This is a genomic window from Pseudomonas sp. A214 (assembly GCF_900156295.1).
GTDB classification, from domain to species: Bacteria; Pseudomonadota; Gammaproteobacteria; order Pseudomonadales; family Pseudomonadaceae; genus Aquipseudomonas; species Aquipseudomonas rhizophila.
Window position 1 is genome coordinate 1,729,521 of the sequence record NZ_LT707062.1, and the last position, 16,023, is coordinate 1,745,543.

The window sequence follows — 16,023 nt, forward strand, 5'->3', positions numbered from 1 at the left end:
CAAGATTCCTCAGTTTGCCAGCAAACCTCAAAGGCCCGATCTCAAAGGCTTTTCGCCAAACTCCGCGCACCTGACCCCCGACAAAAGACGAAATGCAGTTGACGTTCGTATTTTAAGTTGTACGATGACTTACAACTTCTCTTGAAGCTGAACCGTTTCCTACAACACAACATTTGCGTCCAGGGTGTTCGAATAATGAATCCACAAGAACTGAAGTCCATCCTCTCGTCTGGCCTGCTGTCTTTCCCGGTCACCGATTTCACTGCTCAAGGCGATTTCAATCGCGACAGCTACGTCAAGCGCCTCGAGTGGCTGGCCCCGTATGGCGCCTCGGCACTTTTCGCAGCGGGCGGCACTGGTGAGTTTTTCTCCCTGGCGGCCAGCGAGTATTCGCAAGTCATCAAGACAGCTGTTGATACCTGCGCCACCAGCGTGCCAATCCTCGCCGGTGTTGGCGGTGCTACCCGCCAGGCCATCGAGTACGCTCAGGAAGCCGAGCGTCTGGGCGCCAAGGGCCTGTTGCTGCTGCCGCACTACCTGACTGAAGCCAGCCAGGACGGTGTAGCCGCCCACGTTGAAGCCGTGTGCAAATCGGTGAAGATCGGCGTGGTGGTTTACAACCGCAACGTCTGCCGCCTGAACGCCACGCACTTGGAGCAACTGGCCGAGCGCTGCCCGAACCTGATCGGCTATAAGGATGGCCTGGGCGATATCGAATTGATGGTGTCGATCCGCCGTCGTCTCGGCGATCGTTTCAGCTACCTGGGCGGCCTGCCGACCGCAGAAGTCTATGCCGCGGCCTACAAGGCCCTGGGCGTGCCGGTCTACTCCTCGGCGGTGTTCAACTTCATTCCGAAAACCGCGATGGATTTCTACCACGCCATTTCCCGTGAAGATCACGCGACCGTTGGCAAGATCATCGACGACTTCTTCCTGCCTTACCTGGACATTCGTAACCGCAAGGCCGGTTATGCCGTGAGCATCGTCAAGGCTGGCGCGAAGATCGTCGGCTACGACGCAGGTCCTGTGCGTACGCCGCTGACCGACCTGCTGCCGGAAGAATACGAAGCCCTGGCCGCGCTGATCGACAAGCAAGGCAAGCAGTAACAGACCCGACAAAGCCGCTGAGCAATCAGCGGCTTTTTGCGTAAGGCTTGATCGTTCCCACGCTCCGCGTGGGCACGCAGCCAGGGACGCTCTGCGTTCCTAGACAGCTATTGTAGAAGGAGTAGCTCCGTGGCAGATTCAAAGCGTTTCGATAACTACATCAACGGTCAGTGGGTGGCCGGTGCCGACTATTGCACCAACATCAACCCGTCTGACTTGTCCGATGTCATTGGTGAATACGCCAAGGCTGATGCAGCTCAAGTCAATGCCGCCATCGAAGCCGCCCGCGCCGCGTTCCCGGCCTGGTCGACCTCGGGCATCCAGGCCCGTCACGATGCGCTGGACAAAGTCGGCAGCGAGATCCTCGCCCGTCGCGAAGAACTCGGCCAACTGTTGGCCCGGGAGGAGGGCAAGACCCTGCCCGAAGCCATTGGCGAAGTGACCCGCGCCGGCAACATTTTCAAGTTTTTCGCTGGCGAGTGCCTGCGCCTGTCGGGCGATTACTTGCCGTCGGTGCGCCCGGGCGTCAACGTCGAAGTCACCCGTGAAGCGTTGGGTGTGGTCGGTTTGATCACGCCGTGGAACTTCCCGATCGCGATCCCTGCCTGGAAGATCGCCCCGGCGCTGGCCTACGGCAACTGTGTGGTGATCAAGCCCGCCGAATTGGTGCCAGGTTGTGCCTGGGCCCTGGCGGACATCATTTCCCGCGCCGGTTTCCCGGCCGGTGTGTTCAACCTGGTGATGGGCAGCGGCCGTGTGGTCGGTGAAGTCCTGGTCAACAGCCCGAAGGTCGACGGTATCAGCTTCACCGGTTCCGTGGGCGTGGGGCGGCAGATCGCGGTCAATTGCGTGGCGCGCCAGGCCAAGGTGCAACTGGAGATGGGCGGCAAGAACCCGCAGGTCATCCTCGACGACGCCGATCTCAAACAGGCTGTCGAACTGGCGGTGCAGAGCGCGTTCTACTCCACTGGCCAGCGTTGCACGGCTTCGAGCCGCCTGATCGTGACCGCCGGCATCCACGACAAGTTCGTCGCTGCCATGGCCGAGCGCATGCAGTCGATCAAGGTCGGTCATGCCTTGAAGGCCGGTACCGATATCGGGCCGGTGGTTTCCGAAGCCCAGCTCAACCAGGACTTGAAGTACATCGACATCGGCCAGAGCGAAGGTGCGCGGCTGGTCAGCGGTGGCGGCCTGGTGACGTGTGACACCGAAGGTTATTTCCTGGCGCCGACACTGTTCGCTGACAGCGAAGCCTCGATGCGCATCAGCCGCGAAGAAATCTTTGGCCCGGTGGCCAACGTCGTGCGTGTGGCCGATTATGAAGCGGCGCTGGCGATGGCCAACGACACCGAGTTCGGGCTGTCCGCCGGTATCGCCACCACCTCGCTCAAATATGCCAACCACTTCAAGCGTCATTCCCAGGCGGGCATGGTGATGGTCAATCTGCCGACCGCCGGCGTGGATTACCATGTACCGTTCGGCGGCCGCAAAGGTTCGTCCTATGGCTCGCGCGAGCAAGGTCGCTATGCGCAAGAGTTCTACACCGTGGTGAAAACTTCTTACATCGGATCGTAATTGCGACACCGGCCGGAGCGGGACAACCCGCCTGGCCGTACAACCAGATTTCCCGTATAAAAATAAATAGTGGAAGTAGATTTAAATGCAAGAAACCAAGCCGACTCGCGTCCGCTATTTGATCCTGCTCATGCTGTTTCTGGTGACAACGATCAACTATGCCGACCGCGCAACCATCGCTATCGCCGGCTCCAGCCTGCAGAAAGACCTCGGCATCGATGCCGTTACCCTCGGTTATATCTTCTCCGCCTTCGGCTGGGCCTACGTGGCCGGGCAGATCCCGGGCGGCTGGCTGCTTGACCGGTTCGGGTCGAAAAAAATCTATGCCTTGAGCATTTTTACCTGGTCGCTGTTCACCGTGCTGCAAGGCTATGTCGGTGAGTTCGGCGTCTCCACCGCCGTGGTGGCGCTGTTCATGCTGCGTTTTCTGGTGGGGCTGGCCGAGGCGCCTTCCTTCCCGGGTAACGCCCGCATCGTCGCGGCCTGGTTCCCCACCGCTGAACGCGGCACCGCTTCGGCGATTTTCAACTCCGCCCAGTATTTCGCCACGGTGTTGTTTGCGCCGCTGATGGGTTGGATCGTCTACCGCTTTGGCTGGCAGCACGTGTTCATCGTGATGGGCGTGGTCGGTATCGTGTTCTCGCTGGTCTGGCTGAAGGTTATCCACAGCCCGCGTCAGCACCCGATGATCAACGAGGCCGAGTTCAATCACATCGCCGCCAACGGCGCGATGGTCGACATGGACCAGGACAAGGGCAGGGGTAAGAAGACCGACGGTCCGAAGTGGGATTACATCCGCCAACTGCTGACCAACCGCATGATGCTCGGCGTGTACCTGGGCCAATACTGCATCAACGGCATCACCTACTTCTTCCTGACCTGGTTCCCGGTGTACCTGGTGCAGGAACGCGGCATGACCATCCTCAAGGCTGGTTTCATCGCCTCCTTGCCGGCGATCTGCGGCTTCATCGGTGGCGTGCTCGGCGGGGTGATTTCCGACTACCTGCTGCGCAAGGGCCACTCGCTGACCTTCGCTCGCAAGGCGCCGATCATCGCCGGCCTGCTGGTGTCCAGCAGCATCGTGGCGTGCAACTACGTGGACATCGAATGGATGGTGGTCGGCTTCATGGCCCTGGCCTTCTTCGGTAAAGGCGTGGGCGCATTGGGTTGGGCCGTGGTGTCCGACACTTCGCCAAAACAGATCGCCGGTCTGAGTGGCGGCCTGTTCAACACCTTCGGCAACCTGGCATCGATCACCACGCCGATCGTCATCGGCTACATCATCAGCTCCACCGGTTCGTTCAAATGGGCGCTGGTGTTCGTGGGCTGCAACGCGCTGATGGCGGTGTTCAGTTACCTGGTGATCGTCGGGCCGATCAAGCGTGTCGTGCTCAAAGAGCCCGCGGCCCGGGATGATCAACTTTCCAGCCTGTCTGAAGCGAAATCCTGAAGGAGCGATGTCGATGCAACTGATTGAACATGCCGATTCGCCCCGTTACATCCGCCTGAATGAGCGGGACAACGTGGTCATTGTGGTGAACGACCAGGGCGTGCCAGCCGGGACTGAGTTCCCGGATGGCCTGGTCACCGTAGACTTTGTACCGCAGAGCCACAAGGTCACCCTGGAAGATATTCCCGAGGGCGGCGAGGTGATTCGCTACGGCCAGGTCATTGGCTACGCATTGCAACCAATCCCCCGTGGCAGTTGGGTCAAGGAAGACCAACTGCGCATGCCCACCGCGCCGCCGCTGGACAGCCTGCCGCTGTCCACCGACGTGCCGGCGGCCGAAGCGCCGTTGCAAGGCTACACCTTCGAGGGCTATCGCAACGCCGACGGTACCGTGGGCACGCGCAACATCCTGGGCATCACCACCACGGTGCAGTGCGTGACCGGGGTGCTGGACCATGCGGTCAAGCGCATCAAGGACGAATTGCTGCCCAAGTACCCGAACGTCGATGACGTGGTGGCGCTGACCCACAGCTACGGCTGCGGCGTGGCGATCACCGCCACCGACGCTTACATCCCGATCCGCACCGTGCGCAATCTGGCACGCAACCCGAACCTGGGGGGCGAAGCGCTGGTAATCAGCCTGGGCTGCGAGAAATTGCAGGCCGGGCAGGTGATGCATGAGAACGACAGCTCGGTGGACCTCAGCGAGCCATGGCTGTATCGCTTGCAGGATTCCAGTCACGGTTTCACCGAAATGATCGAGCAGATCATGGAACTGGCCGAAACCCGGCTGAAGAAACTCGACCTGCGCCGCCGCGAAACCGTGCCGGCCTCGGAGCTGATCCTGGGCATGCAGTGCGGCGGCAGCGATGCGTTTTCCGGCATCACCGCCAACCCGGCCCTGGGCTATGCCTCGGACCTGCTGCTGCGGGCCGGGGCGACGGTGATGTTTTCCGAAGTCACCGAAGTGCGCGATGCGATCTACCTGCTGACCTCCCGGGCGCAAACCCGGGAAGTCGCCCAGGAGCTGGTACGCGAGATGGACTGGTACGACCGTTACCTGGCCAAGGGCGAGGCCGATCGCAGCGCCAACACCACGCCGGGCAACAAGAAGGGCGGGCTGTCGAACATCGTCGAAAAATCCCTGGGCTCGATCGTCAAGTCCGGCAGCAGTGCGATCAACGGCGTGTTGGGGCCGGGCGAGCGCTTTAAGCAAAAGGGCCTGATCTTCTGCGCCACGCCGGCCAGTGATTTTGTCTGCGGCACGTTGCAACTGGCGGCGGGGATGAACCTGCACGTATTCACCACCGGCCGTGGCACGCCGTACGGCTTGGCCATGGCGCCGGTGGTAAAGGTCTCGACCCGCACCGAACTGGCCCAGCGCTGGCCGGACCTGATCGACATCGACGCCGGCCGGATCGCCACCGGGCGCGCCTCCATCGAGGAACTGGGCTGGGAACTGTTCCATTACTACCTGGACGTGGCCAGCGGCAAGAAACAGACCTGGGCCGAGCGGCACAAGCTGTACAACGACATCACCTTGTTCAACCCGGCGCCGATTACCTGATGTACTTGTGATCGCTGGAGATCCAGTGTGGGAGCGAGCTTGCTCGCGATGACGGCGGTACATTCAGCATTTATGCAAGCTGACACACCGCTATCGCGAGCAAGCTCGCTCCCACAGGGGTTGTGGTGAATATGGATTTTGTGTTCACCCAGGAACAAATGTGGGAGCGAGCCTGCTCGCGATAGCGGTCTACCAGACGCCAGTGTCGTTAGTGGCTATCATTAGCCACCTAACGACACCCTTCTCAAGGTCCCCGGCATGCTGGCAATTTTCCTCGAAACCCTGAACATCACCGCACCGGTGTTTGCCATGTTGTTTCTGGGGACACTGCTCAAGCGCATTTACTGGATCAACGACAATTTCATTCACATCGCCTCGTCCCTGGTGTTCAACGTCACCATGCCGGCGCTGTTGTTCCTCGGCATCCTGCATGCCGATCTCCACGCGGCATTGCAGCCGGACCTGCTGATCTATTTCTCCATTGCCACCCTGGTGTGCTTTGCCGTGGCCTGGGGCTGGGCGATCTGGCGTTGCCCGCGTGAGGACCGTGGCATCTATACCCAGGGCGCCTTTCGCGGCAACAACGGCGTGATCGGCCTGGCACTGGCGGCGAGCATGTATGGCGACTACGGGATTTCCCTGGGGTCGATACTCGCGGCGCTGGTGATCCTGTTCTACAACACCCTGTCGACCATCGTGCTGGCGGTCTACAGCCCAGTGATCAAGTCCGACCCCTGGAGCATCTGCAAAAGCGTGGTCAGCAACCCGCTGATCATCAGTGTGGTCGTAGCCGCGCCGTTGGCCTATTGGCAGATAGGCCTGCCGAACTGGTTCGAAACCTCGGCCAAATACCTTGCCCAGATGACTTTGCCGCTGGCGTTGATTTGCATCGGCGGCACGCTGTCGCTGGCGGCGCTGCGCAAAAGCGGCAAGATGGCCCTGAGTTCGAGCCTGGTGAAAATGATCGGCCTGCCGTTGCTGGCGACCCTGGGGGCCTGGCTCTGGGGCTTTCGCGGGGCGGAGCTGGGAATTCTGTTCCTGTACTTTGGCAGCCCCACCGCCGCCGCCAGTTACGTCATGGCCCGCGCGGCCGATGGCAACCATGAACTGGCCGCGGCGATCATCGTCATCACCACGCTGATGGCGGCGATTACCACCAACCTGGGGATTTTTGTGTTGCAGTGGGGTGGGTGGATCTAGGTTCTGGGTTGTGGTGTTCTTGAGGGCCCATCGCGAGCAGGCTCGCTCCCACAGTAGATGGCGGTGTACACAAGTTTCCAGTCCGCCTGCGATCTCTGTGGGAGCGAGCCTGCTCGCGATAGCGATCTAACAGTCACTCAGATTTCTGATAACTATCGATCACTTCCTGCGCCGCCCGAAACGCATCAATCGCCGCCGGCACCCCCGCATACACCGCGCAATGCAGCAACGCCTCGCGAATCTCTTCCACTGTACAGCCGTTGTTCAAGGCCCCGCGCACGTGGCCTTTCAATTCCTGCGGGCATTTGAGAGCGGTGAGGGCGGCGAGGGTGATCAGGCTGCGGGTTTTGAGCGGCAGGCCTTCGCGGCTCCAGACGCTGCCCCAGGCATGCTCGTTGACGAAATCCTGCAGCGGCTGGGTGAATTCGGTGGCGTTGCCCAGGGCACGGTCGACGAACGCGTCGCCCATCACCTGGCGGCGCATGTCCAGGCCGGTCTTTGGAGTGTCGGTCATGGCAAATCCCTCTTGTGGTGTTGGCGGCGCCAGGCGCGCAAGGAACTGAACAGCAAAAACGCGAGCAGGGCCGGCAGCACATAGAACAGCATCAGTCGTTCCAGTTGGCCGGCCAGAGGCATGCCGGTAGTGAACGACACCACATGCAGCCCATATGCCAGGTACAAGCCCAAAAACAGCAGGCCTTCGGCGCGGGTGACGCGGTAGCCGGAATAGAACACCGGCAGGCACAACACCGCCACGCCGAGCATCACCGGCAGGTCGAAATCCAGAGCATTGGGGGACACCGAGAGCGGCGAGGGCGCGCCGAGGGCCGTCACCCCCAGCACGCCCAGCAGATTGAACAGGTTGCTGCCGATCACGTTGCCCACGGCAATGTCTCGCTGGCCCCGCAGGGCGGCGATCAGCGAGGTGGCGAGTTCCGGCAGCGAGGTGCTGACGGCGACGATGGTCAGGCCGATGATGCGTTCCGACAGCCCCAGGTCCGTCGCCACTTCCACCGCCGCGCCCAACAGCAAGTGCCCGGCGAAAATCAGCATCGCCAGGCCCACGACCATCATCGACAGGCTTTTGGGCCATGACACTTGCGCCACGTCCACGCCGATCCCATGCGGTCGCCCCGAATGCCGCGACTGGCGCAGCAACAGGCCCAGGTACACCGCCAGGGCCATCAACAGCAACGCGCCGTCCAGTTGCGTCAGTTCCTCGTTCCAGGCCAGCACGAACACCAGCAGGCTGGCGCCGATCATCAGCGGGATGTCCAGGCGCACCAGTTGACGCGAGACGCGCAACGGAATGATCAGGGCCGACAACCCGAGGGTGACGAGGATGTTGAAGATGCTGCTGCCGATCACGCTGCCCACGGCGATGTCAGCGTTCTGCGCCAGGGTCGCTTGCAGGCTGACAGCCATTTGCGGGGCGCTGCTGCCAAAGGCGACCACGGTCAGGCCGATGATCAGCGGACGCACCTGCAAACGTGCCGCCAGGCCCACGGCGGCGCGCACCAGCAGCTCGGCCCCGGCGATCAACAACAGCAGGCCACCGAACAGTTCGATCAGGCTCAGCAGCGGGATGGCATTGAGTAGGGAAATGTCCGGGCTCCGTCTATCAATCGTCGAGGGCTTGCACACGCACCCGTGCGGTGCCGCTGCGTAGCATGCCCAGTTGCTCGGCGGCAGCGCGGGATACATCGATCAGGCGGCCACGAGTGTAGGGGCCACGGTCGTTGATGCGGACCACGACACTGTCGTTGTTTTTCAGGTTGGTGACTTTCACCCGTGTGCCGAACGGCAACTGGCGATGGGCGGCGGTCAGGCCATGCTGGTTGAAGCGCTCGCCGCTGGCGGTGCGCTTGCCATGGTGCCTGGCACCGTAATAAGAGGCGACGCCGGTCTGGTCATAGCCGTGTGGATCGACCGTCCCGCTCTGGCTGGCACAACCGGCCAGCAGGGACAGCAGGGCGCAGGCGGCGAGGAGACGCTTCATGTAGGGGTTTCCAACTACAGATAGGGGCGCTGGCCAGTGAGAGAAAAGCCTGTGGGAGCAAAGCTTGCTCGCGACGAACGATAACGCAGTCCACTGATGGATCAAGGTGTCTTCATCGCGAGCAAGCTTTGCTCCCACAGGATCTCTCCCACAAGGGAGAGTGGAGCCAGGCTTGAAATCTGGCTCCATGGTCATCAGCCCTCGAGCTTGCTTTTAAGCAGTTCGTTGACCTGTTGCGGGTTGGCCTTGCCCTTGGAGGCTTTCATGGCCTGGCCGACGAAGAAACCGAACATCTTGCCGCGCTTGGCTTCGTCTGCCGCACGGTATTGCTCGACTTGCTCGGCGTTGGCCGCGAGCATTTCATCGAGTACGGCGCTGATCGCACCGGTGTCGGTGACTTGCTTCAAGCCGCGCTTCTCAATGATCTCATCAGCGCTGCCTTCACCATTGGCCATGGCTTCGAAGACCATTTTGGCGATCTTGCCGGAAATGGTGTTGTCCTTGATCCGCAACAGCATGCCGCCCAGTTGCTCGGCCGATACCGGCGACTGGTCGATCTCCAGGCCCTGCTTGTTCAGCAGACTGCCCAATTCCACCATCACCCAGTTGGCCGCCAGCTTGGCGTCGCCGCCGATGCTCACGACTTTTTCGAAGTAATCGGCCTGTTCGCGGCTGGTGGCCAGGACGTTGGCGTCATAGCTCGACAGCCCGAACTGCGCCTGGAAGCGCTCGCGTTTCTGGGGTGGCAGTTCCGGCAAGGTGGCACGCACGTCATTGAGGAACGAGTCCTCGATCACCACCGGCAGCAGATCCGGGTCGGGGAAGTAACGGTAGTCGTTGGCTTCCTCTTTACTGCGCATCGGACGGGTTTCGTCCTTGTTCGGGTCGTACAGGCGAGTCTGCTGGATGACCTTGCCGCCGTCCTCGATCAGTTCGATCTGGCGCTGGATCTCGCTGTTGATCGCTTTCTCGATGAAGCGGAACGAGTTGACGTTCTTGATCTCGCAGCGGGTGCCGAATTCAACCTGGCCCTTGGGCCGGATCGACACGTTGCAGTCGCAACGCAGCGAGCCTTCGGCCATGTTGCCGTCGCAAATGCCCAGGTAGCGCACCAGAGCGTGGATCGCCTTGACGTAGGCTACGGCTTCCTTGGCACTGCGCATGTCCGGTTCAGAGACGATTTCCAGCAACGGCGTGCCGGCACGGTTCAGGTCGATGCCGGTGGCGCCGTTGAATTCTTCGTGCAGGCTCTTGCCGGCGTCTTCTTCCAGGTGCGCACGGGTGATACCAACGCGCTTGACCGTGCCGTCTTCCAGGGCGATGTCCAGGTGGCCCTTGCCGACAATCGGCAACTCCATCTGGCTGATCTGGTAGCCCTTGGGCAGGTCCGGATAGAAGTAGTTCTTGCGGGCGAATACGTTGTGCTGGCCAATCTCGGCGTCAATCGCCAGACCGAACATCACCGCCATGCGCACGGCTTCGGCGTTGAGCACCGGCAACACGCCGGGCATGCCCAGGTCGACCAGGCTGGCCTGGGTGTTGGGCTCGGAGCCGAACGTGGTGGAGCTACCGGAAAAGATTTTCGACCGGGTGGTGAGCTGGGTATGAATCTCCAGCCCGATCACGACTTCCCATTGCATGTGTTTCTCCTCAGAAGCCGGTTGGGGTGCGGGTGTGCCAGTCAGTGTTCAACTGATACTGGTGCGCCACATTGAGCAGGCGGCCTTCCTGGAAGTACGGCGCGAGCAACTGCACGCCCACCGGCAGGCCATCGACGAAACCGGCCGGCATGGACAGGCCCGGCAAGCCGGCGAGGTTGGCGGTGATGGTGTAGACGTCTTCCAGGTACTCAGCGACCGGGTCGCTGCTCTTGGCGCCGAGTTTCCAGGCCGGGTTCGGCGTGGTTGGGCCAAGGATGATGTCGACCTCGTTGAAGGCGGCCATGAAGTCGTTCTTCACCAGGCGACGGATTTTCTGCGCCTTGAGGTAGTAGGCATCGTAGTAGCCGGCGGACAGCGCGTAGGCACCGACCATGATCCGGCGCTGCACTTCGGCGCCGAAGCCTTCGCCACGGGAACGCTTGTACAGGTCCATCAGGTTGTCCGGATTTTCGCAGCGATAGCCGAAGCGCACGCCGTCGAAACGCGACAGGTTCGAGGACGCTTCCGCCGGGGCGATCACGTAGTACGCCGGAATCGCGTGCTGCATGTTCGGCAGGCTGATTGGCTTGATCACCGCGCCGAGCTTCTCCAGCGCCTTGATGCTGTTGTGGGTCAGCTCGGCGATGCGCGGGTCCAGGCCGGCGCTGAAATATTCCTTCGGCACGCCGATGCGCAGGCCCTGCAACGAGCCGTTGAGGCTGGCGCTGTAGTCCGGCACCGGTTCATCGATGCTGGTGGAGTCGTTCGGATCGAAGCCAGCCATGCCTTGCAGCAGGATCGCGCAGTCTTCGGCGGTGCGGGCCAGCGGACCGCCCTGGTCGAGGCTGGAGGCGTAGGCGATCATGCCCCAGCGCGATACGCGGCCATAGGTCGGCTTGAGGCCCGTGAGGTTGGTAAACGCCGCCGGCTGGCGAATCGAACCGCCGGTGTCGGTGGCGGTGGCGGCCGGCAGCAGGCGCGCGGCCACGGCGGCGGCGGAACCACCGGACGAGCCACCCGGTACGTGTTCCAGGTTCCACGGGTTTTTCACTGCGCCGTAGTAGCTTGACTCGTTGGCCGAACCCATGGCGAATTCGTCCATGTTGGTCTTGCCCAGGGTCACGGCGCCGGCTGCGGCCAGTTTGGCGACCACGGTGGCATCGTACGGGGCCTTGAAGTTGTCGAGCATCTTCGAGCCGCAACTGGTGCGGATGCCCTGGGTGCAGAACAGATCCTTGTGGGCAATCGGTGCGCCGAGCAGGGCGCCGCTCTCACCGTTGGCGCGACGGGCGTCGGCGGCCTTGGCCTGGCTCAGGGCCAGTTCTTCGGTGAGGCTGATGAAGCTGTTGAGCTGCGGGTCGAGCTGGGCGATGCGCGCCAGCAGGGCCTGGGTCAGCTCTTCGGAAGAAAACTTTTTATCGGCGAGTCCGCGGGCGATCTCGGCCAGGGTCATGTGATGCATGAGAGGCTCTTTCCCTTTAGTCGATGACTTTCGGAACCAGGTACAGGCCGTTTTCGACCGCTGGTGCGATGGACTGGTAGGCCTCGCGGTGATTGGACTCGGTCACGACGTCGGCGCGCAGGCGCTGGCTGGCTTCCAGTGGGTGGGCCAGGGGTTCGATGCCGTCGGTGTTGACCGCCTGCATCTCGTCGACCAGCCCCAGAATGCTGTTCAGGGCAGAAGTAATGTGTGGAAGATCGGCTTCATCGAGGCCCAGACAGGCCAGGTGAGCGATTTTTTCCACGTCGGAGCGTTCAAGCGCCATGGGATTCTCCAGTGGAAAACAAAACGGACGCAATCTGTCCGTGTGTTAGATTGTCGGAACACTACCGCATTTCTACGGTCCAGTGCCCTGTATCACAAATACTGTTCCTTTTTGACGGCCTCTATTGTCGTCAACAAAGGAACGTATCTGCGAAACAGGGCATTGGCCGCGATTTCGGGGTTTGGTGCACAGAAAAGCGGCCAATTTAACATATTGGCGCCTTGCCCAAAATCCCTGTCGTTGTTAGAGTTTGCCGCACTTTTTTACCCACGCGTTGCCTAGGGTCCCTTTCCCATGTTCAAGAAACTGCGTGGCATGTTTTCCAGCGATCTTTCCATTGACCTGGGCACTGCCAACACCCTTATTTACGTGCGCGAGCGCGGTATCGTCCTGAATGAACCCTCGGTCGTGGCCATCCGCACCCACGGTAACCAGAAGAGTGTCGTGGCTGTCGGTACCGAAGCCAAGCGCATGCTGGGCCGTACTCCGGGCAACATTGCAGCCATTCGCCCCATGAAGGACGGCGTGATCGCCGACTTCAGCGTCTGCGAAAAGATGCTGCAGTACTTCATCAACAAAGTTCACGAAAACAGTTTCCTGCAGCCCAGCCCTCGCGTGCTGATCTGCGTGCCCTGCAAATCCACCCAGGTGGAGCGTCGTGCCATCCGTGAGTCGGCCCTTGGCGCCGGTGCCCGTGAAGTGTTCCTGATCGAAGAACCGATGGCCGCTGCCATCGGTGCCGGCCTGCCGGTCGAAGAGGCCCGTGGTTCGATGGTCGTCGACATCGGTGGTGGTACCACTGAAATCGCCTTGATCTCCCTCAACGGTGTGGTCTACGCCGAGTCCGTACGTGTGGGCGGCGACCGTTTCGACGAAGCGATCATCACCTACGTGCGCCGCAACTACGGCAGCCTGATCGGCGAATCCACCGCCGAGCGCATCAAGCAGGAAATCGGCACGGCCTATCCGGGCGGCGAAGTACGTGAAGTCGACGTTCGCGGCCGTAACCTGGCTGAAGGCGTTCCACGTGCCTTCACCCTCAACTCCAACGAAGTGCTCGAAGCACTGCAAGAGTCGCTGGCGACCATCGTGCAGGCGGTCAAGAGTGCTCTGGAGCAGTCGCCGCCGGAACTGGCGTCGGACATCGCCGAGCGCGGCCTGGTGCTGACCGGTGGTGGCGCGCTGTTGCGTGACCTCGACAAGCTGCTGGCTCAGGAAACCGGCTTGCCGGTGATCGTTGCCGAAGACCCGCTGACTTGCGTTGCCCGCGGCGGTGGCCGTGCATTGGAAATGATGGACAAGCACACCATGGATCTGCTCTCCAGCGAATAAGCCCGCCTGGATGGTCTATGTTGTTCGCTCCCCGGGCAGCACTTTGCAGTGCTGCCCGTTGACGTTTATCTTCTGTCATTCGTATCCAGGCCGGTTTGATGCCGTATGAATAAAGAAAACATTTGCCTGGGAGGAGCGGCTTATTAAACCGCTTTTCGCCAAAGGCCCCTCATTGGGTGTGCGCCTGCTGGTGCTGACCGTGCTGTCGGTCGCGCTGATGGTGGTCGATGCCCGTTTCACGCTGCTCAAGCCAGTGCGCAGCCAGATGTCGCTGGTATTGATGGAATCCTACTGGATCACCGATTTGCCGCAGCGCTTGTGGCAGGGTGTGGCCAGCCAGTTTGGCAGCCGGACCGAGCTGGTGGCCGAAAACGAAAAACTCAAGACCGAGAACCTGCTGTTGCAGGGACGCATGCAGAAGCTGGCGGCCCTCACCGAGCAAAACGTGCGGCTGCGCGAGTTGCTCAATTCCTCGGCGCTGGTCAACGAGAAGGTCGAAGTGGCCGAGTTGATCGGCATGGACCCCAATCCCTTTACCCACCGCATCATCATCAACAAGGGTGAGCGCGACGGTGTTGTCCTCGGCCAGCCGGTACTCGATGCTCGCGGCCTGATGGGGCAGGTGGTGGAGTTGATGCCCTACACCTCTCGCGTGCTGTTGCTGACCGATACCACCCACAGCATTCCCGTGCAGGTCAACCGCAACGGCTTGCGGGCGATTGCCAGTGGCACCGGTAATCCGGAGCGCCTGGAGCTGCGGCACGTCGCAGACACCGCCGACATCAAGGAAGGCGACCTGCTGGTCAGTTCCGGTCTCGGTCAGCGATTCCCGGCCGGGTATCCGGTGGCGACGGTCAAGGAGGTTATACACGACTCAGGTCAGCCGTTCGCTATCGTGCGTGCGGTGCCAACGGCTGCGCTGAATCGCAGTCGATACCTGCTGCTGGTATTCAGCGACAACCGCACCCCGGAAGAGCGCGCCAACGACGCCGCCGTGGCCCAGGAGGCCGAGGATCGGCAGAACATCGACTCGACCGCGACCCCGGTTACCCCGGCGACAGTCCCGGGCACAACACCGGCACCTGCCCCGGCTGCAACGACCCCGGCGCCAACGCCGGCCACCCAAGCCCCGGCGACTCAACCCGCAAGGCCCGCGGCCAAACCGCCTGTCTCCACGCCGGCCACCGCGCCAGCCACCAGGGGAGCACGAGAATAATGAGCAGTACACATTCCGGTAACGGCTGGATGGTCTGGCTGACGTTCGCCATCGGCCTGTTGCTCAGCGTTTCGCCGCTGCCACAATTCATGGAAATCCTGCGCCCGCTGTGGCTGGCGCTGCTGCTGGCATTCTGGGCGCTGGCGCTGCCGCACAAGGTCGGCATGGTCACCGCCTGGTGCCTGGGGCTGGCCGAAGACGTGCTTTATGGCACGTTGCTGGGGCAGAACGCGCTGATCCTGACGCTGATCACGTTCCTGGTGCTATCGCTGCAACAACGCCTGCGGATGTTCCCCATGTGGCAGCAGTGCCTGGTGATCCTGGTGATTTTCGGCCTGGCGCAGCTGGTGCAGCTGTGGCTCAGCGCGCTGACCGGCAATCGACAGCCGACCCTGGCGCTGGTGTTGCCGGCACTGGTCAGTGCCTTGCTCTGGCCGTGGGTCAGCTTCGGTTTGCGTGGCTTGCGCCTGCGTTTCAAAATCAACTGATTCGGTCAGGCATTGGCCCGCACCTTGAGAGGGAGATGTCTTGATGAAACCGCTTTACCTCGCCTCGGGCTCGCCGCGTCGGCGTGAGTTGCTCACGCAGATCGGTGTGCCATTCACCGCCGTCAGCGCAGACATCGACGAAACTCCCCTGGATGACGAAACCCCTTCGGCCTATGTCGAACGTCTGGCGCGCGGCAAGGCTGAGGCCGGGCGACGTGCTTTGCCCGCAGGCATGGACGGCTGCGTGCTGGGTGCCGACACCGCCGTGGTGCTGGACGGGCGGATTCTGGGCAAGCCGCTGGATCAGGCCGACTCAATGGCGATGCTTTTGAGCCTGTCCGGTCGTGACCATGAGGTGCTGACCGCCATTGCGGTACTGGACGGACAACGTTGTGAATCCTGTGTGGTGCGCAGCCGGGTCAGCTTTCGCTCCATCACTGAGCAACAAGCGCTAGCCTATTGGAACAGCGGTGAGCCCCGGGACAAGGCCGGCGGCTATGGTATTCAGGGCTTGGGGGCGGTATTCGTCGCCGGGCTTGAAGGCAGCTATTCAGCTGTGGTCGGCCTGCCGCTGTGCGAAACCTCGGAGCTGTTGGGCCATTTCGGCATACCCTGTTGGCAAACCCTGAGCGCGCGCTGAGCGCCGTCTGACTTGATGCGGCCATTATCGTGAACACGCCTGA

The 16,023-nt window shown here is 61.7% G+C and carries 15 protein-coding genes; 9 read left to right on the plus strand and 6 right to left on the minus strand.

Annotated features, from left to right (window positions below; genetic code table 11):
• Nucleotides 1-195 precede the first annotated feature (195 nt).
• The 5 genes from kdgD (at nucleotide 196) to BW979_RS07815 (ending at nucleotide 6,899) form a co-directional block, all read left to right on the plus strand.
• Nucleotides 196-1,107 (plus strand): 5-dehydro-4-deoxyglucarate dehydratase, encoded by a 912-nt coding sequence (gene kdgD / locus BW979_RS07790; RefSeq protein ID WP_047229014.1) that lies wholly within the window; start codon nucleotides 196-198, stop codon nucleotides 1,105-1,107.
• A gap of 129 nt (nucleotides 1,108-1,236) precedes the next feature.
• Entirely contained in the window at nucleotides 1,237-2,682 is a 1,446-nt protein-coding gene (locus BW979_RS07795; RefSeq protein WP_047228689.1) for an aldehyde dehydrogenase family protein, read from the plus strand.
• An 85-nt stretch (nucleotides 2,683-2,767) separates the two neighbouring features.
• Nucleotides 2,768-4,132, plus strand: coding sequence for an MFS transporter (locus BW979_RS07800; protein WP_047228688.1), 1,365 nt, complete (start codon nucleotides 2,768-2,770; stop codon nucleotides 4,130-4,132).
• 13 nt (nucleotides 4,133-4,145) lie between these two features.
• Nucleotides 4,146-5,699, plus strand: a complete 1,554-nt coding sequence (garD, locus tag BW979_RS07805) for a galactarate dehydratase (protein WP_076383555.1) — start codon at nucleotides 4,146-4,148, stop codon at nucleotides 5,697-5,699.
• A gap of 258 nt (nucleotides 5,700-5,957) precedes the next feature.
• Nucleotides 5,958-6,899, plus strand: a complete 942-nt coding sequence (locus tag BW979_RS07815; protein WP_076383557.1) for an AEC family transporter — start codon at nucleotides 5,958-5,960, stop codon at nucleotides 6,897-6,899.
• 133 nt (nucleotides 6,900-7,032) lie between these two features.
• Here BW979_RS07815 and BW979_RS07820 read toward each other — a convergent pair whose 3' ends face one another.
• From BW979_RS07820 to gatC, 6 genes are all read right to left on the minus strand, one after another.
• On the minus strand, nucleotides 7,033-7,413 hold the full coding sequence (locus BW979_RS07820) for a carboxymuconolactone decarboxylase family protein (RefSeq protein WP_076383558.1): 381 nt from the start codon (nucleotides 7,411-7,413) through the stop codon (nucleotides 7,033-7,035).
• Nucleotides 7,410-8,471: a calcium/sodium antiporter gene (locus tag BW979_RS07825; RefSeq protein ID WP_076386547.1), complete on the minus strand. Its 1,062-nt coding sequence runs from the start codon at nucleotides 8,469-8,471 to the stop codon at nucleotides 7,410-7,412. The genes BW979_RS07820 and BW979_RS07825 overlap by 4 nt, the downstream gene beginning before the upstream one ends.
• A gap of 49 nt (nucleotides 8,472-8,520) precedes the next feature.
• A complete protein-coding gene (locus BW979_RS07830; RefSeq protein ID WP_076383559.1) occupies nucleotides 8,521-8,898 on the minus strand; it encodes a septal ring lytic transglycosylase RlpA family protein in 378 nt (125 codons plus the stop codon).
• Between the two features lie 194 nt (nucleotides 8,899-9,092).
• Nucleotides 9,093-10,538, minus strand: a complete 1,446-nt coding sequence (gene gatB / locus BW979_RS07835) for an Asp-tRNA(Asn)/Glu-tRNA(Gln) amidotransferase subunit GatB (protein WP_047228683.1) — start codon at nucleotides 10,536-10,538, stop codon at nucleotides 9,093-9,095.
• A gap of 10 nt (nucleotides 10,539-10,548) precedes the next feature.
• Complete coding sequence (gatA, locus tag BW979_RS07840) at nucleotides 10,549-12,000, minus strand: Asp-tRNA(Asn)/Glu-tRNA(Gln) amidotransferase subunit GatA (protein ID WP_047228682.1); 1,452 nt, start codon at nucleotides 11,998-12,000, stop codon at nucleotides 10,549-10,551.
• A 16-nt stretch (nucleotides 12,001-12,016) separates the two neighbouring features.
• Nucleotides 12,017-12,304: an Asp-tRNA(Asn)/Glu-tRNA(Gln) amidotransferase subunit GatC gene (gatC, locus tag BW979_RS07845; RefSeq protein WP_047228681.1), complete on the minus strand. Its 288-nt coding sequence runs from the start codon at nucleotides 12,302-12,304 to the stop codon at nucleotides 12,017-12,019.
• A gap of 294 nt (nucleotides 12,305-12,598) precedes the next feature.
• On the opposite strand from gatC, the gene mreB reads away from it, so the two are divergent.
• The 4 genes from mreB (at nucleotide 12,599) to BW979_RS07865 (ending at nucleotide 15,980) form a co-directional block, all read left to right on the plus strand.
• A complete protein-coding gene (gene mreB, locus BW979_RS07850) occupies nucleotides 12,599-13,636 on the plus strand; it encodes a rod shape-determining protein MreB (RefSeq protein ID WP_002555108.1) in 1,038 nt (345 codons plus the stop codon).
• Nucleotides 13,637-13,778: 142 nt separating this feature from the next.
• A complete protein-coding gene (mreC, locus tag BW979_RS07855; protein WP_076383560.1) occupies nucleotides 13,779-14,852 on the plus strand; it encodes a rod shape-determining protein MreC in 1,074 nt (357 codons plus the stop codon).
• Nucleotides 14,852-15,340 (plus strand): rod shape-determining protein MreD, encoded by a 489-nt coding sequence (mreD, locus tag BW979_RS07860; protein ID WP_047228679.1) that lies wholly within the window; start codon nucleotides 14,852-14,854, stop codon nucleotides 15,338-15,340. The genes mreC and mreD overlap by 1 nt, the downstream gene beginning before the upstream one ends.
• Nucleotides 15,341-15,383: 43 nt before the next feature.
• A complete protein-coding gene (locus BW979_RS07865) occupies nucleotides 15,384-15,980 on the plus strand; it encodes a Maf family protein (RefSeq protein ID WP_047228678.1) in 597 nt (198 codons plus the stop codon).
• Nucleotides 15,981-16,023 lie beyond the last annotated feature (43 nt).